The organism is Bradyrhizobium pachyrhizi, from assembly GCF_001189245.1.
Taxonomy (GTDB): domain Bacteria; phylum Pseudomonadota; class Alphaproteobacteria; order Rhizobiales; family Xanthobacteraceae; genus Bradyrhizobium; species Bradyrhizobium pachyrhizi.
Genome location: NZ_LFIQ01000053.1, coordinates 30,462 through 56,483, shown reverse-complemented (window position 1 = coordinate 56,483; position 26,022 = coordinate 30,462). Strand labels below are relative to the sequence as shown.

General features: G+C 58.1%; 17 protein-coding genes and 1 pseudogene. 12 read left to right on the top strand and 6 right to left on the bottom strand.

What is annotated here, in order from left to right:
• Positions 1 to 8: 8 nt before the first annotated feature.
• The 10 genes from nodU (at position 9) to AKL29_RS10400 (ending at position 12,602) form a co-directional block, all read left to right on the top strand.
• Positions 9 to 1,718, top strand: a complete 1,710-nt coding sequence (gene nodU, locus AKL29_RS10445; RefSeq protein ID WP_050384096.1) for a nodulation protein NodU — start codon at positions 9 to 11, stop codon at positions 1,716 to 1,718.
• Position 1,719: 1 nt separating this feature from the next.
• Positions 1,720 to 2,640, top strand: coding sequence for a nodulation factor ABC transporter ATP-binding protein NodI (gene nodI / locus AKL29_RS10440; RefSeq protein WP_152977521.1), 921 nt, complete (start codon positions 1,720 to 1,722; stop codon positions 2,638 to 2,640).
• A gap of 2 nt (positions 2,641 to 2,642) precedes the next feature.
• Complete coding sequence (locus AKL29_RS10435) at positions 2,643 to 3,434, top strand: ABC transporter permease (RefSeq protein WP_050384095.1); 792 nt, start codon at positions 2,643 to 2,645, stop codon at positions 3,432 to 3,434.
• A 277-nt stretch (positions 3,435 to 3,711) separates the two neighbouring features.
• Complete coding sequence (locus AKL29_RS10430) at positions 3,712 to 5,739, top strand: carbamoyltransferase family protein (RefSeq protein WP_050384144.1); 2,028 nt, start codon at positions 3,712 to 3,714, stop codon at positions 5,737 to 5,739.
• Positions 5,740 to 5,907: 168 nt separating this feature from the next.
• Entirely contained in the window at positions 5,908 to 7,020 is a 1,113-nt protein-coding gene (locus AKL29_RS10425; RefSeq protein ID WP_152977520.1) for a nodulation protein NodZ, read from the top strand.
• Positions 7,017 to 7,223, top strand: a complete 207-nt coding sequence (locus AKL29_RS10420) for a hypothetical protein (RefSeq protein WP_050384094.1) — start codon at positions 7,017 to 7,019, stop codon at positions 7,221 to 7,223. The genes AKL29_RS10425 and AKL29_RS10420 overlap by 4 nt, the downstream gene beginning before the upstream one ends.
• Positions 7,224 to 7,836: 613 nt before the next feature.
• A complete protein-coding gene (locus tag AKL29_RS10415) occupies positions 7,837 to 8,673 on the top strand; it encodes an SDR family NAD(P)-dependent oxidoreductase (protein WP_050384142.1) in 837 nt (278 codons plus the stop codon).
• 183 nt (positions 8,674 to 8,856) lie between these two features.
• Positions 8,857 to 10,680: a nif-specific transcriptional activator NifA gene (gene nifA / locus AKL29_RS10410; protein ID WP_050384093.1), complete on the top strand. Its 1,824-nt coding sequence runs from the start codon at positions 8,857 to 8,859 to the stop codon at positions 10,678 to 10,680.
• Positions 10,681 to 11,238: 558 nt separating this feature from the next.
• Entirely contained in the window at positions 11,239 to 11,367 is a 129-nt protein-coding gene (locus AKL29_RS46435; protein ID WP_347336978.1) for a hypothetical protein, read from the top strand.
• A 392-nt stretch (positions 11,368 to 11,759) separates the two neighbouring features.
• Positions 11,760 to 12,602 carry an electron transfer flavoprotein subunit beta/FixA family protein gene (locus tag AKL29_RS10400; RefSeq protein ID WP_050384091.1) on the top strand — a complete coding sequence of 281 codons (843 nt, stop codon included), beginning with the start codon at positions 11,760 to 11,762 and terminating at the stop codon, positions 12,600 to 12,602.
• 637 nt (positions 12,603 to 13,239) lie between these two features.
• Here the strand turns inward: AKL29_RS10400 and AKL29_RS10395 are convergent.
• The 3 genes from AKL29_RS10395 to tcuC all read right to left on the bottom strand — a co-directional run bounded on the left by AKL29_RS10395 (position 13,240) and on the right by tcuC (position 18,065).
• Positions 13,240 to 14,556 carry a DUF3422 domain-containing protein gene (locus AKL29_RS10395; protein ID WP_050384090.1) on the bottom strand — a complete coding sequence of 439 codons (1,317 nt, stop codon included), beginning with the start codon at positions 14,554 to 14,556 and terminating at the stop codon, positions 13,240 to 13,242.
• 817 nt (positions 14,557 to 15,373) lie between these two features.
• A complete protein-coding gene (locus AKL29_RS10390; RefSeq protein WP_050384089.1) occupies positions 15,374 to 15,673 on the bottom strand; it encodes a hypothetical protein in 300 nt (99 codons plus the stop codon).
• Between the two features lie 1,039 nt (positions 15,674 to 16,712).
• Positions 16,713 to 18,065 carry an MFS transporter gene (gene tcuC / locus AKL29_RS10385; RefSeq protein ID WP_050384088.1) on the bottom strand — a complete coding sequence of 451 codons (1,353 nt, stop codon included), beginning with the start codon at positions 18,063 to 18,065 and terminating at the stop codon, positions 16,713 to 16,715.
• Positions 18,066 to 19,156: 1,091 nt separating this feature from the next.
• On the opposite strand from tcuC, the gene AKL29_RS10380 reads away from it, so the two are divergent.
• Together AKL29_RS10380 and AKL29_RS10375 are read left to right on the top strand one after the other, a co-directional pair.
• Positions 19,157 to 20,284 (top strand): GFA family protein, encoded by a 1,128-nt coding sequence (locus AKL29_RS10380; protein ID WP_244481905.1) that lies wholly within the window; start codon positions 19,157 to 19,159, stop codon positions 20,282 to 20,284.
• A gap of 23 nt (positions 20,285 to 20,307) precedes the next feature.
• Positions 20,308 to 20,985, top strand: coding sequence for a 2OG-Fe(II) oxygenase (locus AKL29_RS10375; protein ID WP_050384086.1), 678 nt, complete (start codon positions 20,308 to 20,310; stop codon positions 20,983 to 20,985).
• A gap of 229 nt (positions 20,986 to 21,214) precedes the next feature.
• Here the strand turns inward: AKL29_RS10375 and AKL29_RS41770 are convergent, their stop codons facing one another.
• From AKL29_RS41770 to AKL29_RS44605, 3 genes and pseudogenes are all read right to left on the bottom strand, one after another.
• On the bottom strand, positions 21,215 to 22,498 hold the full coding sequence (locus AKL29_RS41770) for a preATP grasp domain-containing protein (protein ID WP_244481903.1): 1,284 nt from the start codon (positions 22,496 to 22,498) through the stop codon (positions 21,215 to 21,217).
• Between the two features lie 205 nt (positions 22,499 to 22,703).
• Positions 22,704 to 24,239: a class I adenylate-forming enzyme family protein gene (locus AKL29_RS10365; RefSeq protein ID WP_050384141.1), complete on the bottom strand. Its 1,536-nt coding sequence runs from the start codon at positions 24,237 to 24,239 to the stop codon at positions 22,704 to 22,706.
• A gap of 1,353 nt (positions 24,240 to 25,592) precedes the next feature.
• A pseudogene (locus AKL29_RS44605) lies at positions 25,593 to 26,022 on the bottom strand (M20/M25/M40 family metallo-hydrolase); the annotation flags it as partial.

Here is a 26,022-nt window from a genome sequence, read left to right as displayed (position 1 = left end):
GGGGTCGTATGCGCATCTGCGGTATCAAGTTAACACACGACGGGGCAATTGCTGTGGTCGAGGACGGGCAGCTCGTCTTCTGCACCGAGCAGGAAAAGCGCGGCAATAATCCACGCTATCAATCCGTCGATAACCTTGATGCAGTTGTGCTCGCATTGGCTGAGCATGGCCTGGATCCACGCGACATTGATCAATTCGTCATTGACGGCTGGGATGGGGAGATTGAGTCGCAGTTCCAGGTTCTCAGTGGGGCGGTGCCGATTGCGCTGAAAGGGGCGCCATATGTGGAGCGCCATGCCGAGGGCCTTCTTGATGCCGTCGATGGCTATGGCCTGATCCTCGGCGGCAAGGTGTTTCCTTATAAGAGTTACCCGCACGTCACGGGTCACGTCGCCTCAGCATATAGCACCAGCCCCTTTGCCAGTGCCGGAAAACCCGCGTTCTGTCTGGTTTGGGATGGCTGCATTTTTCCACGTCTTTACTATGTCGAACCTCGGGGCGCGCGGCTCATTGCCTGCCTGTTTCCGATGATCGGTCATGCCTATGCTGCTGCGGGCCTTCATTTCGGGCCTTATAGGCAGCCGAACCGCACCAATTGGGACTTGGGCGTCGCCGGAAAGCTGATGGCTTATATCGCACTTGGCTCTGTCGACGAAGCTATCGTGTCAGTGTTTCAGGAGCTTTACGAAAAGCATTTCGCGGGGGATACGGAGCAGGCGCGTCGCTACCGCGCGGACATCAACAATGCGGAAGCGTCACTTGCAGCTGTGCACGAGTTTTTCGAGGCGAGCGCACTGCGCCTGACGGCCAAGCGAGCGGAGGACGTCCTAGCGTCGTTTCATGTGTTCCTGGAACGTCTTCTTGTTCGGGAAATCGCGATGGTACTGTTACGGCACTCGTCGCTTCCGGGCGCGAGAAACCTATGTGTGGCCGGGGGGTGCGGGCTCAATATCAAGTGGAACAGTGCGCTTCGCGCGGCGGGATTGTTCGATGAGGTCTGGGTGCCGCCATTCCCAAATGACAGCGGCTCGGCAATTGGCGCTGCTTGCAGCGGAATGGCGGCGCAAAATGGGTTCGGGCCATTGGGATGGTCAGTCTACAGTGGTCCGGCGCTGCAGGCCAGCGAGAAGCCGTCAGAATGGGAGGCTGCGCCATGCACCCTCCGCGAGCTTGCGGCCATCCTCGCCGACAACAAGCCCGTAATCTTCCTTTCGGGACGCGCCGAGCTTGGGCCGCGGGCGTTGGGCGGTAGAAGCATTCTTGCAGCAGCGTCCTCGCCGGCAATGAAGGATCACCTCAACGACATCAAGCGCCGTGAGCATTTCCGGCCGGTGGCGCCGATTTGCCTGGAGGATCGGGCGCCAGACATCTTCGAGCCCGGGACGCCGGATCCTTATATGCTGTTCGATCACCAGACTCGTGCGGAGTGGCGCGATAAGGTCCCCGCTGTCGTCCATCTGGATGGCTCTGCGCGGTTGCAGACAGTTGACCGCAACTCTCCGCACAAAATCGCGGAGCTGCTGGTCGAGTTTGAGCAGCTCACGGGCATTCCGCTGCTTTGCAATACGAGCGCCAACCTTCATGGGCGAGGATTCTTCCCGGATGCTGCCGCCGCCTGCCAATGGGGACGCGTGGAGCACGTGTGGTGCGACGGCCTGCTGTGGACCAAAGCGGCCGTAACGAAGCCTACGTCGACTGAACGACTTCTGTCGGCCTAGTATGAACATGTCCAGCGCAGCAATCGACCTTGCCGGCGTAAGAAAGTCGTTTGGCGATAAGATCATCGTCGACGAGTTGTCGTTCTCGGTTGCGCGCGGAGAATGCTTCGGCCTGCTCGGGCCGAATGGCGCCGGCAAGAGCACGATCGCGCGTATGCTTCTCGGGATGATCTCGCCGGACGCAGGCAAGATTTCAGTCCTCAATGAGCCCGTGCCTGCACGCGCTCGTGTCGCGCGTGTGCGCATTGGAGTAGTGCCGCAGTTCGATAACCTTGAACTCCAGTTCACCGTACGAGAGAACCTGCTGGTGTTTGGCCGCTACTTCGGCATGAGCGCTCGGAAGATCGATGCTGTCGTACCCGCGTTGCTGGAGTTTGCGCGTCTCGAAAGCAAGAAGGACGTGCGCGTCGCCGAGCTGTCGGGGGGCATGAAACGGCGACTGACGCTGGCGCGTGCCCTGATCAATGATCCGCATCTGCTCGTAATGGACGAACCCACAACCGGTCTGGATCCGCACGCACGCCACCTAATCTGGGAGCGCCTGCGCGTTCTGCTTGTGCGTGGCAAGACGATCCTCTTGACCACTCACTTCATGGAAGAGGCCGAACGCTTATGCGATCGGCTGTGCGTGCTCGAGAGTGGACGCAAGATCGCCGAAGGCAAGCCGGCCGCCTTAATCGACGAGCATATCGGATGCAACGTGATCGAGATCTACGGCGGTGATCCACATGAGCTCAGTGAGTTGATCGGGCCTTATGCGCGACACATCGAAGTGAGTGGAGAGACGCTCTTTTGTTATGCGCTGAATCCGGAGCAGGTACGAGTGCAACTGCGCGGGCGAGCGGGTCTTCGCATTCTGCAGCGGCCACCGAATCTCGAGGACGTGTTTTTGCGGCTGACCGGACGCGAGATGGAGAAATGAGGATGGGTGAAAGTTATGCGGCGCTGATGCCCGCTAACGCGTACAACTGGATCGCGGTATGGCGTCGAAACTTCCTGGCGTGGAGGAAAGCCGCACTTGCATCGCTTCTCGGCAACCTGGCAGATCCCATAACCAACCTGTTTGGCCTTGGCTTTGGCCTCGGGCTAATCGTGGGCCGCGTTGAGGGGACTTCGTATATCGCGTTTCTGGCAGCGGGCATGGTCGCGACCAGCGCCATGACGTCCGCGACCTTCGAAACCTTGTATGCCGCCTTTGCTCGGATGGACGCCAATCGCACCTGGGAAGCAATCCTGTCCACACAGCTCACGCTTGGCGATATCGTTCTGGGCGAATTAGTGTGGGCGGCCAGTAAGTCCGTTCTAGCCGGAGCTGCGATTGGAATTGTCGCTGCAGCGCTGGGTTATGCGTCCTGGCTGTCGATTTTGTATGCAATGCCGACGGTCGCCCTAACCGGCCTTGTCTTCGCAAGTCTGGCGATGGTCGTCATATCTCTTGCGCCAAGTTACGACTACTTCGTGTTTTACCAGACGCTCATCCTGACACCCATGGTGTTTCTGTGTGGCGCGGTCATTCCGATGAGCCAATTGCCGAGCTCATTTCAGCACTTCGCCGGCTTGTTGCCGCTCGCGCATTCGGTCGACCTCATTCGCCCAGCGATGCTTGAGCGCGCGGTCAGCGTCAGCGCTGCCTTCCACGTTAGTGCGCTTTGCATGTACGCGATATTGCCGTTCTTCGCGTCGACAGCATTGCTTCGGCGCCGCCTGCTGCGTTGACGAATTGTGCCAAGCTCTCCGAACCGGTCGAGGCGCGAGCTGCGAGGAGGACTGCAATGATTTTGGAAGGACTTGATCAAGCCGGGTGTACGGCTGCCGCTTTGGTCGATGGGTGCGGACGCCCAGTACGTCAACGGGTTGAGTCGCTGGGCATCAAGACGAATTTCGCAAAAGACTTGGTTATGCTGCCTGGCGCGCGGTCGATGTCGCGTGACTGTACAGACGAGTTAGTTGGAACCGCTGGTGGTCTTCCTGCCGTGATCAAATGGAGAATGAGATGTTGTGTCTGGGAGTGAGTGGTGGTCTGGACAGAATCTATGAAAGCTCGCCCGAGCTGCCCAATACATTTCTGCACGATGGCGCGGCGGTTCTAGTGCGGGATGGCCGTGTGATTGCTGCCGTCGAAGAGGAGCGCCTCAATCGCGTCAAGCACTCGAACAAGTTCCCAAGCAATTCGATCCGGTACTGCCTTTCAACTGCAGGAGTTGAGCTTGGCGAGATCGACCGCATCGCGTTCTACGCGACTGAAACCTACTGCAATACCATGCTCGAGCGGCTGTTCGTTTCTCAGTCCGTTCCGTTGGACGCCAAACTGTTGCTACGGCAGCTGCTGGCACGGGAGTTCGGCGCCGAGGTCGATGCGTCGCGCGTGTCCTTCGTAAATCACCATGAAGCGCATGCGGCGAGCGCGTTTGCGATGTCTGGATTTGACCAAAGTCTGATCTTTGCGGTCGACGGCGGCGGAGATTTTCTCTCAGGTATGCTGGCGGTAGGGACTGGCACCGAAATTACTGAGCTCGCAAGCTTCCCAGAACATAACTCTCTGGGGTTGTTCTATCTCGAGACGATCCGTTATCTCGGCTACGGGTTGTTCGATGAGTACAAAGTGATGGGGCTTGCCCCCTATGGTGACCCTGCTCCCTATCGCGAGCTCTTCGCGCAGTTCTACGAATTGTTGGACAATGGTGGCTATCGTGTCCACCTGGATCGAATCGGTCCAGCCTTGATCCGCAGCATGCAGGTCCGGCGAAAAGGAACGCCATTCACGCAGCAGCATCGAGATGTCAGCGCTTCGCTGCAGGAAGCGCTCGAGCGGATCGTCTTTCACATCCTGCGATACCATCGCGAAGCGACGGGCATGAAGCGTTTGTGCCTGGCGGGAGGAGTAGCCCACAATTGCACGGTGAACGGTAAGCTGCTCTATTCCGGGCTTTTCGACGACATCTTCGTCCAACCCGCGGCGCACGACGCCGGTTGCGCACTCGGCGCTGCATTGATGATGTCAAACGAGCTGGGCCGGCCTGCGCCGCGCGAGCGATTGGCGGACGTCTATTGGGGGCCCGATCTCGGGACCGAGCAAGCGGTAGAACAGGAGCTCAATGCATGGTCCGGCCACCTCGATATCCAACGCAGTGATGACATCGCAGCCAGTGCGGCCGACTGGATGGCAAATGGCGCTGTGATCGGCTGGGTTCAGGGCCGTTCTGAGTTCGGGCCACGTGCGCTTGGCAATCGCAGTATTCTCGCCGACCCGCGGCCAGCGGAAAACAAGAATCGGATCAACGCGATGGTCAAAAAGCGCGAGGGCTATCGTCCGTTTGCGCCATCAGTGCTGGAGGAGGATGCAGGTGAGTTCTTTGAGCTCCCAGGCGGCAAGCGGGAGTTTCCCTTTATGAACTTTGTGGTTCGTGTGCGTGAAGCCCACCACAGCGTGCTCGGTGCGGTCACGCACGTCGATGGGACTGCTCGGCTGCAAACGGTCTCGCGCAACACAAACCCTGCCTATTGGGATGTCATTAATGCATTCAAGAAGCGAACCGGCGTTCCGATTCTTCTAAACACGTCCTTTAACAACAATGCCGAGCCAATCGTGGATTCCGTTTCAGACGCCATCGTCACGTTTTTGACGACTGACCTGGACGGACTTGTGGTTGGGCCATTCCTCGTGAAGAAGCGGGCGGCAACGCTGCAGGATTGGCGTACACTGAGCGTTTCATTGCCTCCGTACGCATCCCTTCATCGTATTCGCTCCAACACAGCGGAAGATCGTCAGGAAACGGTCTGCGAGATCCGTATGGGACATTCGGATCGTGACAGCATACGTATCTCGCATGAACTCTTCGACCTGTTGATGCGGATTGAGGGGGAGGCCTCGCTGGGCTGGCTTCTTGACACAACTATGCTGGACCAGCCCAAGCGCGAAGATCTAATGAAGGAACTGCGGCTCGTGTGGGAGCAGCGCAGCGTTCGGCTGCATCCGCCACGCGCTGCCTGCGTCCGCAGTAAAGCTCAAGGCACAGCATAACCGGCGATTATGGTATGGCCATGGCTATGCCTCCACGGACAGGAGGCTAGGCCGAGGTTGAGCAGGCACAATAGGCATCCGGCTTAAATCGGGTATATCGGCGCAACAGCTCTGAATGGAAGAAAAGAGGCAACGCGTTGAGAGGACCGCTTTCGAGGATAGCGCTGCATGAAGTTCTACCGACGCAACTCGCAAGCAGCACAGGCGCCGACGATAACATCGGCGGAGATCATATGTGAGGTGTCTCCAATGACGTCTCTTGTTCAGCCAAAAGCCCGGAACGAGGCAATGCAGATGCGTGGTGGTTCAAAAAGTGATCGGTTCGTTGTTTCCCGACGACGTACGGGGTTGGGCGACTGCTTGTGGTCGCTGGCGGCAGCTTGGCGTTTTGCGCAGCGGACCGGACGGAACCTGGTCATCGATTGGCGGGGATCCTGTTATCTCGATCAACCATTCACCAACGCCTTTCCAGTCTTCTTCGAACCGGTTCAAGACATTGCTGGCGTACGAGTGATCTGCGACGACCAGATCAATCAGCGCACATTTCCGGGACCGTTCTTTCCCGCATGGTGGAATAAGCCAACCATAGACTGCGCCTATCGACCGGACGAGCAGATTTTCCGGGAACGCGACGAGCTCGATCAACTGTTCCAAAGCGAGCAAGATAGCGATGCAAACACGGTTGTGTGTGACGCCTGCCTGATGTGGCGCTGCGATGAGGAGGCTGAACGTGAGATCTTTCGGAGCATCAAGCCGCGAGCCGAAGTGCAGGCACGGATCGATGCCATCTTCCGGGAGCACTTTGAACCGTACAGCGTGATCGGCATTCATGTTCGGCACGGAAACGGCGAGGATATTATGGGGCATGCACCCTACTGGGCTGATCCGCAGCGCGCCTTGCAACAGGTCTTTAATGCCATCGACAAGGCCAAGGCGTTACCCCATGCGAAACCTGTCAGGCCTTTCCTGTGCACGGATAGCGCGCTCGTCCTTGAGAAGGTGTCGGCTATGTTTCCCGATGTTTTCACGATCCCAAAGCGCTTCCAGGCGCCTCAGGCCGGACCGTTGCACAGTGCGGCGCTCGGAGCCGGGGGCGGCGTTTCCGCCCTCATCGAGATGTATCTCCTTGCGCGATGTGACACTGTGATCCGTTTCCCCCCGACGAGCGCTTTTACGCGTTATGCGCGCCTCTTTGCGCCACGCGTTATAGAGTTCGATTTGAATGATCCGAGCCGATTGATCTTGATTGAGGAAACCTCACAAGAGCTCGTGGCTTCATGACGGTCGTAACCCGTCTCATCGACCTGGTGGCTGCTTTTTTCATCGAGCAGTACTGCCACTATGTTTCCGGGCGGCAATTGGTTGCCCAAACCCACGCTTCAACGCGCTCTTGCACTGAAGAAAAGCAAGATACGGCGGCAGAATGCGATCCGCTGAAGCTCGAGCGCGACAAGAGCGGCCTTAACGTATTGCCACCGCGCTAGTGAAGATCGTCCTCGGCTTTACCTCGCGTGCCCGGAAGTGAAAGTTTCGCGGTGGCTGATCGCGGATTAAGTTTTCGAAAGCGTCTACGTTGAGCCGGCGAGTTCCGTTGCGGCGGCCGGGCACTCGCTAGCGCGGACTGACTCATTCGGGATCGATGATCTTGGGCTGGACATTCAGTGTGGCAGTTCTTGATGCTGTAACCAATCGACGCGGCGATGAGCTGCGATGAGGTCGGTATCAGTTGCGACAAAAACCTAACGTGCGGAGCTGGTACATGAGGTTTCGATCGCATCGACGCGGCTAGCTGGGCGGCTTCGTCAGCCTGACCAATCGTGTCTCGGCGATGGACGCTGTTCATCCGCTCGCCCCTTCGTTTGCGCGATTATGAGGGTGCGGCTTGGTGTCCGATGTTAGCAGTGGGCCAAGTTGGCTGCGGGGATTGTGTAGGTGATGCACCGTCGCTGTCGCAAAGCACACGCAACATGTCTCGAATCCGCCAAGCGTTCGGCGTGCGCGACATTAGGACGCAAAACCGGAGCGCCTTTGCGTGCATCGCGGTGGCCCGATTCCTGCTACGCGTTCACCAGCGGCGCTACAGGAGAGGAGGCGGGCGTGGGTCTCGATCAGCCGAATGACGATCTGGTCGGAGGTCCGCCGCCCCAGACACACTTGGGTTGTCCCTTTCACCCCGATAAAGTTCGCGTCCATCGGGGAGAACAGAAGGCGATGCTGCTGACTGGGGCATCGCGCGGAATTGGTCATGCCACTGCCAAGCTGTTTTCGGAAGCGGGTTGGCGCATCATTTCCTGCGCGCGCCAACCGTTCGACGGCGAGCGGTGCCCGTGGGAGTCCGGCCGCGAGGATCATGTCCAGGTCGACCTCAGCAATCATCGAATGCTGCCGCGCCTGATCACCGAGGTCAAGGAACGCCTGGCTGGTGCACCTTTGCACGCGCTAGTGAACAATGCCGGCATCTCGCCGAAAACACCCGATGGTGACCGGCTGACGTCGTCAACGACGTCAACGGAAATCTGGATGAGGGTGTTCCATCTGAACCTGGTGGCCCCGATTCTGCTGGCGAAGGGTTTATTTGACGAGCTAAGGGCCGCGTCAGGATCGATTGTCAACGTGACGTCGATTGCGGGTTCGCGGGTGCACCCGTTTGCCGGCAGCGCCTATGCGACGTCGAAAGCTGCGCTTGCGAGTCTTACACGCGAAATGGCCCACGATTATGCGCCGCATGGCATTCGCGTGAACGCGATCGCGCCCGGCGAGATCAGAACGGACATGTTGTCGCCCGATACAGAGGCGCGTCTTGTGCCAACTATCCCGCTACGTAGAGTGGGAACCCCCGATGAAGTGGCTGAGGTCATCTACTTCCTATGCTCGAATGCCGCAAGCTATGTCACGGGTGCCGAGGTGCCGATCAATGGTGGGCAACATCTGTGAATCGAGCAAGCCTGGAATCACGGCTGACTTGACCTCAGCGCTCGAGCTTGTGTTCTAGGCTGACGTCGCGCACCCATTTCCGAAGAAGTGAAATCAAGGGACCGTAAGGTTACCGTCGTGCCATGAAAAGGTGTTACGCTTCTATGTCATCTCGTCAACTCGTGGCGCTGAATCGAGCATGACATGCAAAACGAAGCTCGCAAACCCGAACAAGGTGCCAGGGAGGATGATCAAAATAATGGAGACCGCCTTATGCTGCATATCGCTTCCGCACGCGAAAGACCTGCCTCTCACCCAGAGACGGAACGCGAGCTCTCGGGTGAGCCGCTGCGCGAAAGCGCGCTGACTGGTATCTTCGAAATATCGAAAATACTCACTGCTCCTTGCCGCCTCGAGGTCACGCTGGCGAACGTCGTGAGTCTTCTGCAATCGTTTGTGCAGATGCGACACGGTATCGTCTCACTGTTCGACGATGACGGGATGCCGGACATTACCGTGGGCGCGGGTTGGAGCGAAGGGAGCGACGAGCGCTACCGGATGCGCCTGCCGCGGAAGGCGGTCGACCAGATCGTCGCGACCGACAGGCCTCTTGTCGCCGAGAACGTGGCAGCGGAGCCGGCATTCAGCGCAGCTGATCTGGAAGTGCTCGGTGCCTCAGATAATATGCCAGTGTCCTTCATCGGAGTTCCGATCCGCATTGATCCGAACGTCGTGGGTACGCTGACCATCGATCGTGTCCGTGACGAGAGGTCGAGTCTCCGGCTCGATTACGACGCGCGGCTGCTCGCCATGATCGCCAACCTGGTAGGACAGACAGTGAGGCTGCATCGCTTGTTCGCCTGCGACCGCGAGCGACTGATGGCAGAGAAGGACCGTCTGCAAAAGCAGTTATTCGAGCTTAGGCAGCCTACACGGGAACGTAAGAAGCTGCCCGTCCATGGGATCATTGGCGACAGCCCGGCGCTGCGCGGGCTGCTCGAGAAGATCGCAGTCGTCGCCAAATCGAACAGCACGGTTCTGCTGCGCGGCGAATCCGGTACCGGAAAGGAACTTGTAGCCAAGGCCATTCACGAATCATCCTCCCGCGCCAAGCGGCCCTTCATTAAGCTGAATTGCGCGGCACTGCCCGAGACAGTGCTGGAGTCCGAATTGTTCGGTCATGAGAAAGGTGCCTTTACCGGCGCCTTCAGCTCGCGCAAGGGGCGTTTCGAGCTTGCTGACAAAGGCACGCTGTTTCTCGACGAGATCGGCGAGATCTCGGCCCCGTTCCAGGCGAAGTTGCTGCGAGTCCTGCAGGAGCAGGAGTTCGAACGGGTCGGCAGCAATCAGACCATAAAGGTCGATGTTAGAGTCATAGCCGCGACCAACAAGAACCTTGAAGAGGCTGTGGCAAGAAGCGAGTTTCGCGCAGATCTTTACTATCGCATCAGCGTTGTTCCCTTGCTGCTGCCACCGCTGCGCGAAAGACGCAGCGATATCCCGCTGCTTGCCGGCGAGTTCCTCAGGAATTTCAACAGCGTGAACGGTCGTACGCTGACCTTGGAGGCGAGTGCGATCGATGTGCTGATGAACTGCGGCTTTCCGGGCAATGTGCGCGAGCTCGAAAACTGCATCGAGCGCACAGCGACCCTGTCGGCCGGGCCCTCGATCGTGAGAAATGACTTTGCATGTTGCCATGGTCAGTGCCTTTCCGCGATGCTGTGGAAAAGTACGTCGGAGGAGGCGACCGTCCAACCGGCACCGACCGTCCCAGCGCCCGGCAAGCCGATCACTTCGCTGTCTGAAGCGACCGCGCCGGTTCCGCCTGCTGGCAGCGAGCTGGCCTCGCCGGTGCCTCCCGGCACAGTCCTCGTAAGCGGTGCGAAGATAGCTGATCGCGAGCGGGTCATCGCGGCCATGGAAAAATCTGGCTGGGTTCAGGCAAAAGCAGCGCGCTTGCTCGGACTAACGCCGCGCCAGATTGGCTACGCGCTGAGGAAGTACGGAATCGAGATCAAGCGGTTCTGAACGCACGCACTTACGAGAGGACGATGGGTTTCGGGACATCGTGGTCAAGCCGTGGGAACGCGCAGTGTGACCGCGCGTTCAGCCCGAACTGCAGGGCGTGCTCGACGGTATTGCGGGCGCGCGCTCGGTGGCGTTCCACCGCCGCCATTGCCGGGTAGCAACGGGCTGCCGATCCAGTTCGTCATCGGCACGACAGGTTCGTCGAACGAGCTCGACGAGGTCGCCCGGAGATTCATGGCGGACGCGTTCAAGGCCCGGACAGTTCATCTTTCTCGACAACGAACTCAAGATCGACAAGTCGAAGAGAACGGTCATGTTCGACCGCGGCAAGACCAGCGATCTCAGCCTGAACATGAGCGATGTCGGCGGTTCGCTGGCGACCATGCTCGGCGGCAGTTACGCCGAGTATTTCAGCTTGGACGGCCACTCCTAGAAGTAATCCCGCCGGTCCGTCAGAGGGACCGCCTCACGAACGCGCAGCTCCTGAGCTACGAGATCCGCACCAGCAACAACATGATGCGATCGCTGGCGACGGTCGCCAATTTGGAGAACAACACCGTGCCGCAGGTGATCAACCATTTCCAGCAGGTCAACGCCGCAACGGTTTCCGCGTGGCGATGCCGGGCGTTGAAATGGGCGATGCGCGCGACGTTGAAGAACCTCGCCCAGCCGCTTCCGGCCGGTTAATCGGTCAACGACGCAGACTCCTCCCGGCAGCTCGAGAAGGAATCGGGCGGCTTCATCACCACCTTCTTGTTCGCGTTCGCATCATCTATCCTTCGTTCGCCCGCCGGTACAACAGCTTCGTTTGATACCGCGATGGCGCTTGTCGGCGCGCTGATCTTGACGGCGGTAATCTGTCGCAAGCGATCCTGTCGCCACTCGGCTGGCATGCCCAACGGAATAGCGCTGTCGCAGCTCCGACGCGTGTCGATATTCGTTCGTCGGGAACGTCGAACAACAGGAGTGCATGGGCTCCATCTAAGGCATTGTAGTAATGAGCTAATTCAGGGAATGGGGTGCGATGGTACAACACTTGCTGTTCTCTTCGCAGCTGTCGCAACTTTTGGAGCAACTCCGTGCACAATGTCGTCTGCATCAAACAGGTTCCCGATTCTGCGCAGATCCGCGTGCACCCGGTGACCAATACGATCATGCGTCAGGGCGTGCCGACCATCATCAACCCATATGACCTCTTCGCGCTCGAGGCTACGCTGGAGCTGCGCCATCGGTTCGGCGGCGAAATAACCGTACTGACAATGGGGCCGCAATCGGCGGAAGACTCCTTGCGGAAAGCGCTGACCTATGGCGCCGATCGCGCCGTACTGCTCACCGATCGTTGCTTTGCGGGCTCCGACACCCTGGCCACGACGTACGCACTGGCAACCGCTATCCGAAAAATCGGCAAGGAATATGGCCCGCCAGACCTTATCTTTACCGGCAAGCAGACCATCGACGGGGATACCGCGCAGGTTGGTCCCGGCATCGCAAAGCGGCTGGGCGTGCTGCAGCTGACTTACGTCGCCAAGGTCAGATCCCTCGACCTGGCCGCACGCACGATTGAAGCGGAGCGACGCTCCGAAGGTGGTATCCAGGTTTTGCACACGAGGCTGCCCTGTCTCATCACCATGCTAGAGGCGACCAACCAGATACGGCGGGGCACGATGGCGGATGCCCTGCGTGCCGCGCGAGCACCAATCGTGAAATGGAACGCGCACGATGCCGGCGTCGAGGACGTCTCCAAATGCGGTCTTAAGGGCTCGCCGACCGTCGTCAAGCGAGTGTTTGCTCCCTCTGCGCGGACCGACAAAGCGGCGCTTGTTGAGGCCGCCGAGCAACCAGCGCAAGCCTTGATTGAAGCCATCTTTAAGCATCAACCGAATCTCGAAACCGATCTTGCGGCACTCGCCCGCGAGGCTTGATCTGAAGAGTCCTTACGATCCCGAGCGCTCGTCGTTGGTCAAACCGAGCACCCATCCGTATTCGATAGGCATGTCGTGGTTAGGAGAGCTGCCATCATCAGGTCGTTTTGCCACAAATGTAAGATCGGCAACGAAAAGCTGGGCCGCGTGATCTTTGAAAATCATTTCCACAACGGTGGTTGCCCGCCACGGCGTATCGCTATCGATTTCAAGTCAATAAGATTCGTCGATCGAGGCATCCGCGGCGACGATCTCGCATCGTCCTTTTGGTGAGCACTCAGGGAATAGCCTGCTACATTCGTCGGATAAGCAATATTATTCTCCGCCTAAATTGCGGAGAAAAGGTCAAATCTCCGCACCACAGGTACCCCGAACTAGGAGTGTCCCAGGCGATCGGCATGCCGGTCGTCCGCTCCCCGATCGCCCTAATTCCTTAACTTGACGGTGCCGATCAAGGAGATCTGTCGCGCTCTCGGTCGTGTCGCGAGCCGCCGGCGGATCGTTTGTGCGACATCCTCTGTTTCCATATCAGCAACTCGTAAGCCGGACTTGCGCGCCATTGGCACGAGCACGTCTGGCGGCGACGCTTGAGGATCAACGTCGTGAAGCCCTATCGTCCATTCACTGCAATGGGCGCTTACTCGCCCGTTACGGACGGCTCGTCGCGATGCTTGAGGTGTCGCTTCCGTGTATTGTAACTGACCAGCCAGATAACCCCGACGGCGATCGGAACGCACGCTGCGGTTAGATAAGAGGGTTCTACACGAAGTCCGACATCGTGCGCTCCCTTGGCAAGGTAGCCGAACAGGCTGACCACATAATATCCTATCGCCGCGACCGACAATCCCTCTACCGTGCACTGCAGCCGAAGCTGCTGTCCAGTGCGTTCATTGATCGCGTGCAATAGGTCACGATTCTGCCGTTCGATTTCAACGTCGACGCGGGTTCGCAAAAGATCCGCGGCACGCGCCAGCTTAACCGACAGGGTTACCTCACGATCCTTGGTCGTCTCGCAAGTCCGCATCGCCGGCGCCATCCGGCGCGCCAGGAACAACGACCAGGTCGGATAATCCGCGATCTCACTGCCCTCGATAATGGACAGTCGAGATTGGACCAACTCGTAATAAGCTCTGCTGGCGTCGAAGCGAAACAGGCTTCCGGTCGCGCCACGCTCGAAAGAGGCAGCCAATGCGGTCAGTTCGGCAAGCAGATGGTTGTTGAGTTTCAATCCCTCCGCGCCTTGCATTTCGTCGAGCACCTCACCAAGACGTCTATCAATGCGATCGACGAATGGACCGAGCTCAAGAGCGACCGATAGACCAAGCAGCGCCAACGGACGATAGGTCTCGACTTCAAGGAGCCGTTGCACCAGTGCTCCGAGATTATGGGGCGTCAACCCGAGGTCGCAGACAAGAATTTTGGTGAAACCGTCTTCGTCCACGCGAAAATCAGAGGCCATAACACTTGTTCCGCCTTTTATGCGGACCATGGCGAGGCTGCTCTTGTCGAAAAGTTGTTCGGCGCGTTTCAATGGGGAGGCGTTCTGCTCTGCATCCAACTTGATTGCGACCAGTAATTGTCCTTCCTGTCGCAAGGCGCTCATCAAGGAGTGAACGGCGCCTTGGGCGTCCTCCGTCTGACGAGCGAACGGACTCTGTGCTATCCAGGTGAAGGTTGCGAATTCGGCATGCTGCTCCCAGCGAAGCACAACGGGTCCGATGTCGATTTGGTGATGTTTCGCCGAGAGCTGCGGAGGTGGAAGGTCGCGCTCTCGACAAAATGCGACGAAGCCGCGGCGAACGCTTGCGGCCGCATCGCCCTTCGCAAGAAATGCGAAGTGGACCACCTTAAATGGCGGAACAAGCTGCATAAAGGGGCGCGCGTGTACTTCATTGAGCACAGCATCCCGCTGCGGATGTAGTTTGAAACTTCGAAGGTCCAGCTTATCGAGCACGTGTAAGCACCTCGTCTCAGAATTGGCACGCAATTGTCTGCGTCGCCGCGAGCGGCGATGGTGTTGACTGTAAGGATCTGTTCGCGCAGGCCTCCAATGGTATCGTGGCGAAAAGAGACCCGAGCCGCTCTCAATTCGCGAAAGCAGTTCCAAACGTGACTGGCTGCCACCGGGTCCGCACAAACATCACTCGGCATCGATGCGTTCGCGCACATTAGCCGTGATACGCAGAGCCGCCTCCCAGAACGACTCCCGAGCGGCGTGACCGAGGCACCTACGATTTTCACTCTTTCGTCTCCGTGACGTTGCTAATCGCCGTCGCCGGCTCTGCACCGGTAGCTGCATCGTCGATTGATGGATCAAAAGCGTAAACGAGGCCCTCGTCTTGCCGCTCATCTTCTCGCATTGGACGCGATGCAGGATCTGGGCCAGCACGGAAGTAGCGGAAGGGTCGAGTTCTTGCGTGAAGTGACCGTTGAAACTGCCAGCGGGGAGTTCTGAAGGAACGCGGTTACATTCGTGCCACCCGCACGTCCGAGGTTCTTGGAACTGAAGCCCCAACGTCTGGAATCCGATTCTCATTGCAAGCCGGCCAGCTCGCGCTTCTTTGGGCTTGGCCTCTGTGACGGCCGAGACTAGCTCTCTTCGTCAAATGGCCTCGTTGATCGCGGAACGCTGACAGGACTGTCTTGCTTGATCGTGCGGCGCCATCGACCGCTGCGCATCCGCCTTCAGCGCATGGAAATCCCCTGTGATATCAATTATCGCCTGTAGTGGAGCCGATCTGGATCCGACACAAGGCCACCCTGCAGCCCGGTCAAGTAGCAACCTTGCCGACGATGAACGTCCAGCATTCCATGCGCTCGATTAGCATGGGAAAACGCATTGCATTGTTCGGGGACACGGCCAAGGCGGCCGAGAGCTCACGGTCCAGGCTTTGCTCACGGCAAAACTTCAAGAATTTGATCGGCGGGTCTATCTGACCAATGTGCTGAGCGAGCGCATCTAGTCCGAGCAGAATGGCGCACCATCGCATCAGGTTGTCTCGTGAGCGCACGTCATCATAAGGTAGCATCTCGATGGCGTCAGCGGCGATGCTGCTGCTTGCGGACCTCAAGCGATGGCGCCAGGCTCACGACAATCGAGATCTGCCGCCATGAGCATTCCCACGCTCGACGACTGTGCCGCTGTGACCGTACCCGGGCCGACGTCGATCGACTAGATTTGCGGCTACTCGTGATCGATGCCGAAGCTTTCAACTATGGCAGCACCCCGCAGTTCGCCGCGATATCGGCCGTCCAGCTGCGCCGCAATGATATCAGCAACGCCCCCTCGACTGCGCCCGATCGGTTCAGGCCGATGCAGAGGCGAGAAGTTGATGGTGATTTCGATCCGAGCACCTGGTGCCAGGGTTCTATGCCGCGACGCAGGTCAAGCTGTCGGTGTGGGCGCGGAGCTGGACGCTGGCAACGTCAATCAGGGCCTGCCGTCGTCCATGCTGCTCATAGCTGCGACATAGAGCCGTCCAGAGCGCCACATGCGGTCGCGGGACCGAGCGGCCAGTCGAGGCCTGACGTCGATTTTCAATGCCGATCAGCTGCGCACGCTGATCATCGCCTGACGTGGTAATTCATACCGCTTACTCGTAAGTCTTCAGACGTGCAATTGCATCACGTGTCTGGTTTCCGACAATCTCGAACATGCATGCTGCATAGGGCTAATTGACGTTGGCTCTCTGGGATGCCGACGCTTCCACATTTGAAACTTGCACGCGCCGCGATCGTCCCATTCGGCTTCTCGATCTCTATTTTGATAGGGCTTTGACCTTGACATTGTGGTCGCGGAGTGTCTCGAGGCCTTCGAGAGCGCCGGTCAACTGCGTGCGCAACATGTAGCCGGGCCCGCGATCGGCGCATTCTGTCGGGGGCCTTCTTCATTTGCCCGCCAATCATCTTGTTCCGCAAACTGTGTTACGGCCTCGATCAACGCGTGGAACCGGCCGAGCCCATCAAGCGCGTCGACAAGAGGCTGCGTACCCGTGTCCAGCTCGCAACACTGCGCAGGCGTATGCTCGTCGTTCGCAAGCCGCCGAGGCCAGAGCGCTGCGGTTGGTTGTAATGAACGATGGGGAATACTTCAGGGTTACGGCCAGTATCCTAGCGCGATGCAGCTTGCGCGCCTAAGGCGGTGTCGGACGGCTCAGAGCGCGAAGGCTTCTCGGCCCTCGATGGCTTGGCGGTCCCCCGATAGATGGTGAGTGCCGCTATGATGCCAAGCGCGGCTGCAATCATCAGCCAAAACCCGGGTGAAGCCTTGTCATTAGTCCGTTCAATGAGCCAAGTCGAAGCGAGTGGCGTAAAGGTGCCTAATAGAGCTGCCGCGAGCGCGAAGGCCAGGGAGAAGGATGTTGTGCGCACATGTGTAGGCACAATCTCAACGAGAGCCCCGAGCATAGTTCCGCTATAGATACCGAAATAGAACGAGAACATCATCGCCACGGCCAGCATCTTACCGAAAGTGGGTGCGCTCACCAGCCAACTTAAAGCCGGATAGGCGGTCATCAACGCTAGGCTAGCAATGCCGAGCAGAACCGGCTTGCGGCCGATACGGTCGGAAACGGCGCCGCCAATTGGATTCCAGATGAAGTTGGTCGCGGCGACCAAGAGCGTCACCAAAAGCGCGTCCTGGGTGGACAGCTTCAAGACGGTCTTGCCAAACGTGGGCGTGTAGACCGTAACGAAATAGAAGGTCGTTGTGGTCAGGATCGCCATCATCATCCCGAGAACGATGGTGCGCCAGTTGATTAGCGCCGAGGCAAAGATTTCGCGGGCCGTGGGATGCTTCTTCATCGCCAGAAATTCGGGGGTTTCCTCGAGCGTTCGACGAAGGAAGAATATTAACGGGATGATAAGGCAGCCGAGAAAGAAAGGAATGCGCCAGCCCCAGGAGGCGACGGTGTCGACCGGCATCGATGCGTTCAGGAGGTAACCCACGATTGCCGCGACAAAGATAGCGACCTGCTGGCTGGACGACTGAAACGAGGTATAGAAACCACGATTGCCTGGGGTTGCGATCTCCGCCAGATAGACCGAAACGCCGCCGACCTCGACACCGGCGGAAAAACCCTGCAACAACCGTCCGGCTAGAACGATGATCGGGGCGGCAATACCGATTGTCGCATAATCGGGACAGAAGGCGATAATCACGGTGCCAATCGCCATGATCGATAGCGTGATGATCAGGCCTTGGCGACGGCCGATCTTATCGATATAGGCGCCCAGCACGATTGCGCCCACCGGACGCATTAAGGCGCCCAGCCAGAACACGCCAAAGGTGTTGAGCAATGAGGCGGTTTCGTTCTCTGACGGGAAGAAGGCGTTCCCAATCGCGCTGGCGTAAAAGCCAAATAGGAAAAAGTCGAACTGCTCAAGGAAATTCCCGCTGGTCGCACGCAGGATCGCGTTGATGCGCGATTTGACCGTCGCGTGCTGAATAAACGTTTGTGACACCGCGAGTTTCCTTCCCGTCTGAAATGGCCGGTTGCGGAAAAACCTCGCGGCCAGCCCAAGGCAATCAGGCCGTGACTTTCTCTTAGAGACAGACATTGCCGACAACCGGAAGGCGCCTCATCTTTTCGGCTTATTTTCGGCGACAGCGCCATTGGTGCACAGAATCTGGGGATTTGTTTGACAACCAAGAGCGTTCCTCTACGTCAATCGCCGCAAGCCGCTCTTGAGATGAAATTTGGCCGATGGGGTTCGTCTTCCGCCACTCGTTGGCCGTCCATGAGGTCCTGCAGGCCGCGGACTCGCCGGCGCTGTCCGGTTTTTGACCGCCGCGCAAATCCTGTCAGGTTCAAAACACCTGCAATGATGAGCCGGTCGCGAGCGTTTTTTCAGCGCATTCAGAACTTTATGGATTGGCGGCAGGCTTGGCATGCAGATTGCTGTTAAGCGCGCAGGAACACAGGATGGTGGGCGAGTGCACGTAGGACGCACAAAAACCAGTAGAGGACTCTTTGCATTGAGACACTCGCCCTGGCCAGCCGGATGCGGTTCACACCAGCAGTGCGGTACTAAGCCCGCAGCGAGTCCGTTGAACTGTCAGCGAGGCGAACCACGAGAGCGTGGCCTATCCAGGACACGTCGCGCAAGCTCGAAATGTCGGGGCGACCAGATATGTCACTCCCGCATGTGACGTGAGCCTCCCCAGGGCTGCGCGATCCCTTACCGCGCTTCTGCAAGCGCGAGTGGCCGCCCGGCTCTGGCATCGGATCGCTCGTGGATCGGGATCCGAATACGGGAGGTCATGGCTTCAATCAATGCGCAGTTTCCCATCCACGACTCATGAACGCGGACTGATCCCGTGATCCCCTCTTTGTTGCTGCGAAGATGGTCAAGGGAAAGTTCGCCTACATGGCGAACGCGACCAACAACTTGTCGAACCGACGAACTCTCCGATCTCGTTGCTGCCAATAGTTGGCCCTTACACGGAGTTGCTCGTCAAGAATCGTTCTCTCCTCACGGCTAGGGTTCAAATGAGGTCTTCTCAAGCGTCACAAGTTCAACTGGATCAGCCCTCGCAGATATTCTGCGAGTACTTGACTGAGCAAGCGCGAACTCTGTTTGGCCCGCATCCGTTCGCTGCGGAGATGTCTGAGGGCCAGGTTGCGGGCATGCTGCCTGAATACTTGGCGATGTCACAGGCGTTCCCTTACCTGCAGGCAGGTTCGCAAAAGGATCTCATATTTGATGCGATGCGTCGCAATCGAGACCTTCCGAGGGATATTGAACTAACCAGCGTGGTCGCAAATTTCATCTGTTGGGATGAGACGGGTGGTTATGACCGAGTTCTCCGAGGCGGCAGGGCTGCGCTGCCCGATATCCTGGCCACTGAAAACTTCCACTCAAATCTGCTTAGAAAGGACGCATCGCGGCTACTCGGAAGACCGATACAGCCCAGCTACAGCACTACAACGAAGCGATACCTGCATTCCATCTACACCGGATTGTCATCGAAAGACCCGTTAGTGCGCTGCGCCTACATGGTGGCTTTTGAGCTGCATGCTGCTGAAATGATCCAGTCGCTGTGGACCACTCTGGTCAAAATCTTTGATGTACGGTCTGACGATCTTGAGTACTTCCGCAGTCACGTCGGCGGCGACGATCCTGCCGAGAAGTATCACGGAGAAATGACGACCCGGCTCATTCGCGAACTTGTGCCTGCTGACGGTAATAGTCGTTTTTTGGATGAATTCGATCGAGCCTACCGGCTCAGCTTACAGTGGTGCCGCGATCTGCTGCGAATTGTCTCAGTTGAGGGAGACGGCCTTGCGGAGATCGAACACCATGGCCGTTGTCATTGTGGTTCCGTCAAGTTCTACGTCCGAGCGCCGCGAGATCTATCTGCGGTTCGATGCAACTGCTCGATCTGCCAAATGTCCGGGGTACTGCACCTGCTTGTGCCCGGCAATAGGCTCACGATTGAGTGCGGCGAAGAATTTCTCACCACGTATCAATTCAACAAGAATATCGCTCGTCACACGTTTTGCCGGATCTGCGGCGTAAAGCCATTTTATAGGCCGCGATCGAATCCCTCCGGCTTCAGCGTGAACGTTCGATGTTTAGATAAGAGAACGATCGAAAACATGAGAATAGAAGATTTCGATGGTGAGCATTGGGAGGAAGCGTTCCGCTCGACGCACGAGGATTGGGAAGCCAATCATTAGATCAAACCTTGGAGTGAAGCCGTATGACCCGCGCAATGAATGATAGATCTCGTCTGCTTTCAGAGGAAGCTCTCACCAAATATCGTATAGAGCTGTTGGTGAAGGGTACGGTCGTGATCGCTCCCCAGATGTTGTTCACCCAAGATGATTTGGCGAGAATTGATCAGCTCCAGACGCAAATTCCCGAAGAGGAGGTGCGGTTGGGCGATGCTGGCGATTCGCACAATGTCTTTGTAAAGCGGGTGAGGGTGGATCCGCCCGGCCGCCCTCCTAGCAATGCCCATGGAAGAGCTACAGGACAGATCATCGAACTGCTCGAGAGGAAAGACCGCAGCTTTGCGCTGAAAAAGATCTTGGGAGCATCGTCAGATTACGTGATTCGTCGATGCCAAATGCATCGACTGCCTCCCGGTTCGTTTGTTGGCATCCATTTGGATGCTGAGAGCGACCCCGACTTCGACTACTCCGTGATTGTGCAGCTCGCGAGGGACTTTGAGGGGGGGGAGTTTGTGGTCTATCCGAGCGCGTACGAACAGCAGGTATTTCGTCCGCCGCTGGGGGCCGTGCTCGTCACCACATGCAAGCTTCGGCATGAGGTGAAGCCCGTGCATGCTGGCGAGCGCCGATCGCTGGTGTATTTCTGTTCAAAACGCAGCGGCGCGAATCGCCGGAACATCGAAAGCTCTGCTGATGACCTATAGGAGCGTTTGCTGGAATGGCCTTCGAACGCGTTGAATATGGAGAGCCAACCTCTGACAGACGCCGTGCGCTTTGTAGAGCGGACCTTGCGCCGTATCCTAGGTTCACGGTGGGATCTACTTCGAGCGAGACGAAGCAGATACTCACCTGACGTTCCCAGCCGCCGGCGTCAAGCACACGTGCGGGCACAGGCAGGGGTTCGAATGAACGGAGGAGTTTGAAACAGTGATTTCAATTGACCATTGCCAATAACCAGTGCTGCAGAGCGCGGGCAGTGGGCCTATCGTGCGCGATCACCAGGCACTCCACCGTGCCTGCATCTTGATCGACGGCAAGCGGAATCACGCCTTCCTTCCGTGCGCCATCGAATAGAAATCCATGCCTGACGAAACGATCAAGCGCAGCTTGGAGAGAACCTGATGGGACGTTTCGCACGGATGAAATGACGTGGCGACCGGAATAGTCGATGCCGAGCAGCCGGACGGCAATGCTGTGTAACACCGAACCTCCGCCCCATCGGCCGTTCGCTTCGTTAAAGAAAAGCCGGCCGTCGCTCGCGAAAATGCCGTCAATGTTGATCATTCCGCGGTATCCCAACGTTCGCGCGAGCTCCACAAATCGGTAGGCATGCGCCTGGGCCGTCAGCCATTGCTCATTCGTCAGGTCGCTGGGAAGCTCAAGTCCTGTCCAGATGAGTGCCCGTTCGGATCGATCTTTGCTGCGACGTAGCCGTATGTTGCCGCTGTTAATGAAAACGATGGAACCATCCTCCTCTATCTCATACTCGAGATAGAACGGAGCGCGAGCCAAGTGGTACGATTCAACGACCAACGTCTTGCAGGATGCTGTTGTCAGCTCGGACCAAAGTGCTTCAGGATCAAACGATGGCCAAGCAACAGCTCGGGTATCTCTTGCCCCAGGGAGTGGACCGCTTTCATTGCCGGTCAGGATGACATTTCCGACCCCGCCCGCTCCATTGTCCAACTTGACGATCACGCTGCCGCTTTCTGACCTCAAGGAGGTCACCGCTCTGAATAGTTCGTCTGGATTCGTGGTCGCGCATCCACTGGGCAGCGGGAGCGCGACACTTGTCGCCAACTGACGGAAGTGGCTCTTGCGGTTCAGGAGATCCGGCCCTCGCTGCAAAGCGAAATCGTCCCCGCTCTGCGGGATGCCCAGCAGCGCCGCCAAGCGCGCTACGCCCTCACTAGAGTAGCAGGAATGGATTCTCCAAGATGAGAAATTCCGGCGAATATGGCGGTTGAGTCGCTCGACGAGCGTATTGGACAGCAGGGTGCAATCATTAAGAATCGGTGATTCGCCGGTGCCTTCAGGCACAAGCGTAGAGAGACTCGAGGCATCGAAATTGAGCGTCGCGCCAATGAAGAATAACAAGTCTGTCGGGATTGCTATCGGAGAGACTATTAGGTCACCCTCCTGTGCAAACCAGGCAGAGCGGCATGCGGAGTTGGCGGAAAGGGACAGTTGAGTTGCTGTCAGATCGCCGCCCGACATTTGAGCCGTCCCGGCATTCATGATTAGGACCCGAGGCAACGACGGTCCCCCAGGCGCTTGGCGCGATCAAACACAGACCGCCATGCCAGCAATGATGAATTCGCAGCGGCGCATCGTATGCAGGTACTGACCGAAAGGCGGTATTGCGCCGTCTCGATATCTCTTTTGGTGTGGTTGGGAACTACGCCCAGCTTATCCGCCGATCTCAATCGTTGTCTCCTTGCGGGCTTGACTGCGTGTCGAGCACCTTCAGCATGAAGTGCTGGACCTTGCCCAACGCCGTTTTCGGCAGCTGTTGCGTGAAAATGATTTCGCGCGGTACCTTAAAACGGGCAAGCTGCGATTGGACATGCGCCAACAGCGCGTCGGCTCCGATCCGGGTCCTCGGTCGCCTGATCACATAGGCTATCGGTACTTCTTCCCAGCGCGGGTCCGGTCGACCGACGACGGCGCAGTCGGCGACATCGGGATGGCCCATGAGCACACGTTCCACTTCCGCCGGATAGATATTCTCTCCGCCGGAGATGATCAGATTCTTCTTGCGGTCGCGGATCCAAAAATATCCATCGGCGTCGCAGCGGCCGATGTCACCAGTGCGATACCAACCTTCACTAAAGGCCTCAAGCGTCGCCTGTTGATCGCCCCAATATCCGCAGAAAACGTTGGGCCCGCGTACTGCGATCTCGCCTGGGGTCCCTGGCGGCAACTTGGTGCCGACATCATCGATGACGGCTGCTTCGCAGCAAAGACCAGGCAGGCCGCTTGCGCCGTCAGGTACGGGATCTGCGCCGAGCTTGGTATACACAGCGATGGGAGAGGTCTCCGTGGAACCATAAACCTGTAAGACTGGCACTCCGCGCCTGACAAAGCGCTCGACAAGGCGCTGAGGCACCATCGTCGACCCGGTACAGATTGCTTTGAGCGCGGATAGGTCCGTGCTTACCCACCGCGGATGGTCGGTTAGCGCTTGCATCATGGCCGGCACTAAGGCTGCTACCGTGGGCCGGTCCAGTTCGAATGCATCAAACGTTGCCTCTGGCGTAAAGCGGCTTTGGATAGTTATCGTCGCGCCGTGATGCAAACCTGGGGTCGTCTGGATGTTCAGGCCGCCGACGTGGAAGAGCGGCAAAACAGTCAGGGCGTGATCGGTCGAGGTTAGGTCATGCATATGCTGACTCATGACCCCGTTCCACAGCAATGCTTCCTGACGCAGCACAGCGCCTTTGGGTCGCCCTGTGGTGCCCGAAGTATAGACGATCAGAAGCGGGCAAGACAGGTCAGCACGCGGATTGCGTTCGCCACCACCGTCTCCGTCCATAAGGTCGTCCAACTTGCTTCCGCCCGGCGGCCCAAAGTCCAGCCCGACGAGGCAGATATCAGGAAGTTGCCGCGTCAGATCCGGCAAGACTGCGTTAAAGGACTGCTCAAGCATGAGCACTTTTGCCCCGGAGTCAGACAGAATGAAAAGCTGCTCGGCGGCCGCAAGGCGCCAATTCAATGGGACGAGAATTGCGCCGAGCCGCGCGCAGGCGTAGAGCAAGGTCAGATAGTCAGGCCGGTTGAGGCTGAGGATCGCGATCCGGTCACCTCTCTCGATGCCGAGTTGGCTCTTGAGGCCGCGAGAGACCCGCTCAATCCGTCGATAGAAGCCGGCGTAGCTCAGGGTCTGTCCCTCGAAACGGATCGCGGCTTTGTCGGGAGCATACGCAGCGTTGCGCTCGATCAATGTGCAGAGATCCAACTCATTCTCCGTGTGATTGCGCTTCGCAAGAGACGTTGGTTCCAATGTAGTTCAGCCGGGAGTCCGGAATTACTTCGTCAGACCTCGATCGAGTGCTTCGGGTACCCTTCGCAAAGGTTATGACCACGTAGCCTTTAGCATGACGAAGCGATTCTTGAGGATTGTCGTGGATTGCGAACGATCGACGCTTTTCGAAGTGTCTCAGGCACTTGATCCACTTGCTCTGCTGTGCTCGGCAGAAGTGGCGTGCATCTGCCCGTAGTGATAGGTACACCATGACGACTGTTTCTTGCCTGGTCTTTGACATACAGGTTCGCCGCACATATATGCTGATCTTGGATCTCCATCTTTAAAGCCGACAATGGCCCGGCATTGGCCTTCAATGTGGTCGATCAGCAGGACCTTCTTGACGCCGTCCGGCGCTTTCAACTTGCTGCTCCAAAATACCGCGCCATCTCTTTCGACGTCACGCCGGTCACCCCGAGCGCCACGTGCAGCTCAAGTCTCTTGAAAGTCTCGGCTGTCGCACGGGCTGTCACGCGCTTGCGCGAGGGGCGGGCCCTGCCAGGGACGGGAAAGTGGTGTAAACCGAGCGAAACGCCTGAGTTCGATACCGTGGTCTCGCCGTTCGGTTTCGAATTCGGGATGCGGCAGCGCGCTGCAAGGGCTCGGTATCTACGCCGATCTCTTCCGGCATCACCGTCTCGTCGGCGCCTCGCTTTGGGATAGCCCCATAGCATCGGTTCCGGAATATGGGCCCGTTCATGACTTCTTTCAAGCCGTGGCGCTGCGATCAAGACTCGCTGCATGAGCTTCTCGACCGACTCGCTGTCGGGGATGAGGATCATGACTAACACCCAGCGTATGTTCTGTTGAGGTGAGACATTCGCAATCCTTCACGTTTCCGACGACAGACGAAGACTCGCGTCGTTTTACGGATCGTACAACTTAACGTTACGTCCGATTCAAGCCCTTTCGGCAAAGCTCTCAGGTTTGTCGGGAAAGCACTGCCGAGAGGCGTGGTGTCGACGGCAATTCTGCGCCACGGTCTATCGTCAGAATGTCGCTTGAGACTAGGTTCGCGAGCGATGAGGCCGTGATCGAAACGCCCACGCTTATGCGATCGGGCATCCGTCGTCTTCGCAGCTGATAGCGGATGTAACGTCCGCTGCGCCGTCATTGAATCCTTCAGTGCGCATCTGTCGGATGCACAAGGCGAGATCGGACGATCGTGTTCGACAAGTCGGCCTCATGGCAGCTTATCACGTTGCGCCGTTCGAACCAGCCGCGCGAATGTGCAAGCGTACCTTCATCCGGTGCATGTCGCGATCGCGGGCTCTTCAAGTGCGAAGATCACTGCAGCGTCTGATAGAGGCGATAGAAGAGCCGGGCGCGCGGCTCAATCGATGAAATGTAGAGTTGCTCGTAATGCGTATGGGCTCCCTTGCCGTCAACGCCGAGACCGTCGAGGGTCGCGGTGTGCGGCGCGGTGAAATTGCCGTCCGAGCCGCCACCGCTGAAGACGTCGAGCAGCTTGAAGCCGAGCTCGGCGGCAAGGCCCTTGGCGTGTTCGTAAAGTGCGGCCCCGGCGTTGCTCTTCTCATACGGTGGACGGTTCAATTCGCCGGCGACCTTCACGCTGACGCCCTTGGTGCGGGAGGTGATACCGAGGATCTTCGGCACCAGCTCCTCGGCGTCAGCCATGGTCGGCACCCGCATGTCGACTTCCGCATAGGCGTCTTCGGCAACCACGTTGGGCTTGGTGTCGTCCGCGGCGGCACCA

What these genes read in the sequence shown, in the direction of transcription:
- AKL29_RS10435 (WP_050384095.1), top strand. Translation starts at nt 2,643, where the DNA reads ATGGGTGAAAGTTATGCGGCGCTGATGCCCGCTAACGCGTACAACTGG.
- AKL29_RS10420 (WP_050384094.1), top strand. Translation starts at nt 7,017, where the DNA reads ATGACGGTCGTAACCCGTCTCATCGACCTGGTGGCTGCTTTTTTCATC.
- AKL29_RS10430 (WP_050384144.1), top strand. Translation starts at nt 3,712, where the DNA reads ATGTTGTGTCTGGGAGTGAGTGGTGGTCTGGACAGAATCTATGAAAGC.
- AKL29_RS10375 (WP_050384086.1), top strand. Translation starts at nt 20,308, where the DNA reads ATGACCCGCGCAATGAATGATAGATCTCGTCTGCTTTCAGAGGAAGCT.
- nifA (WP_050384093.1), top strand. Translation starts at nt 8,857, where the DNA reads ATGCAAAACGAAGCTCGCAAACCCGAACAAGGTGCCAGGGAGGATGAT.
- AKL29_RS10425 (WP_152977520.1), top strand. Translation starts at nt 5,908, where the DNA reads ATGAAGTTCTACCGACGCAACTCGCAAGCAGCACAGGCGCCGACGATA.
- AKL29_RS41770 (WP_244481903.1), bottom strand. Translation starts at nt 22,498, where the DNA reads ATGTCGGGCGGCGATCTGACAGCAACTCAACTGTCCCTTTCCGCCAAC.
- nodU (WP_050384096.1), top strand. Translation starts at nt 9, where the DNA reads ATGCGCATCTGCGGTATCAAGTTAACACACGACGGGGCAATTGCTGTG.
- nodI (WP_152977521.1), top strand. Translation starts at nt 1,720, where the DNA reads ATGAACATGTCCAGCGCAGCAATCGACCTTGCCGGCGTAAGAAAGTCG.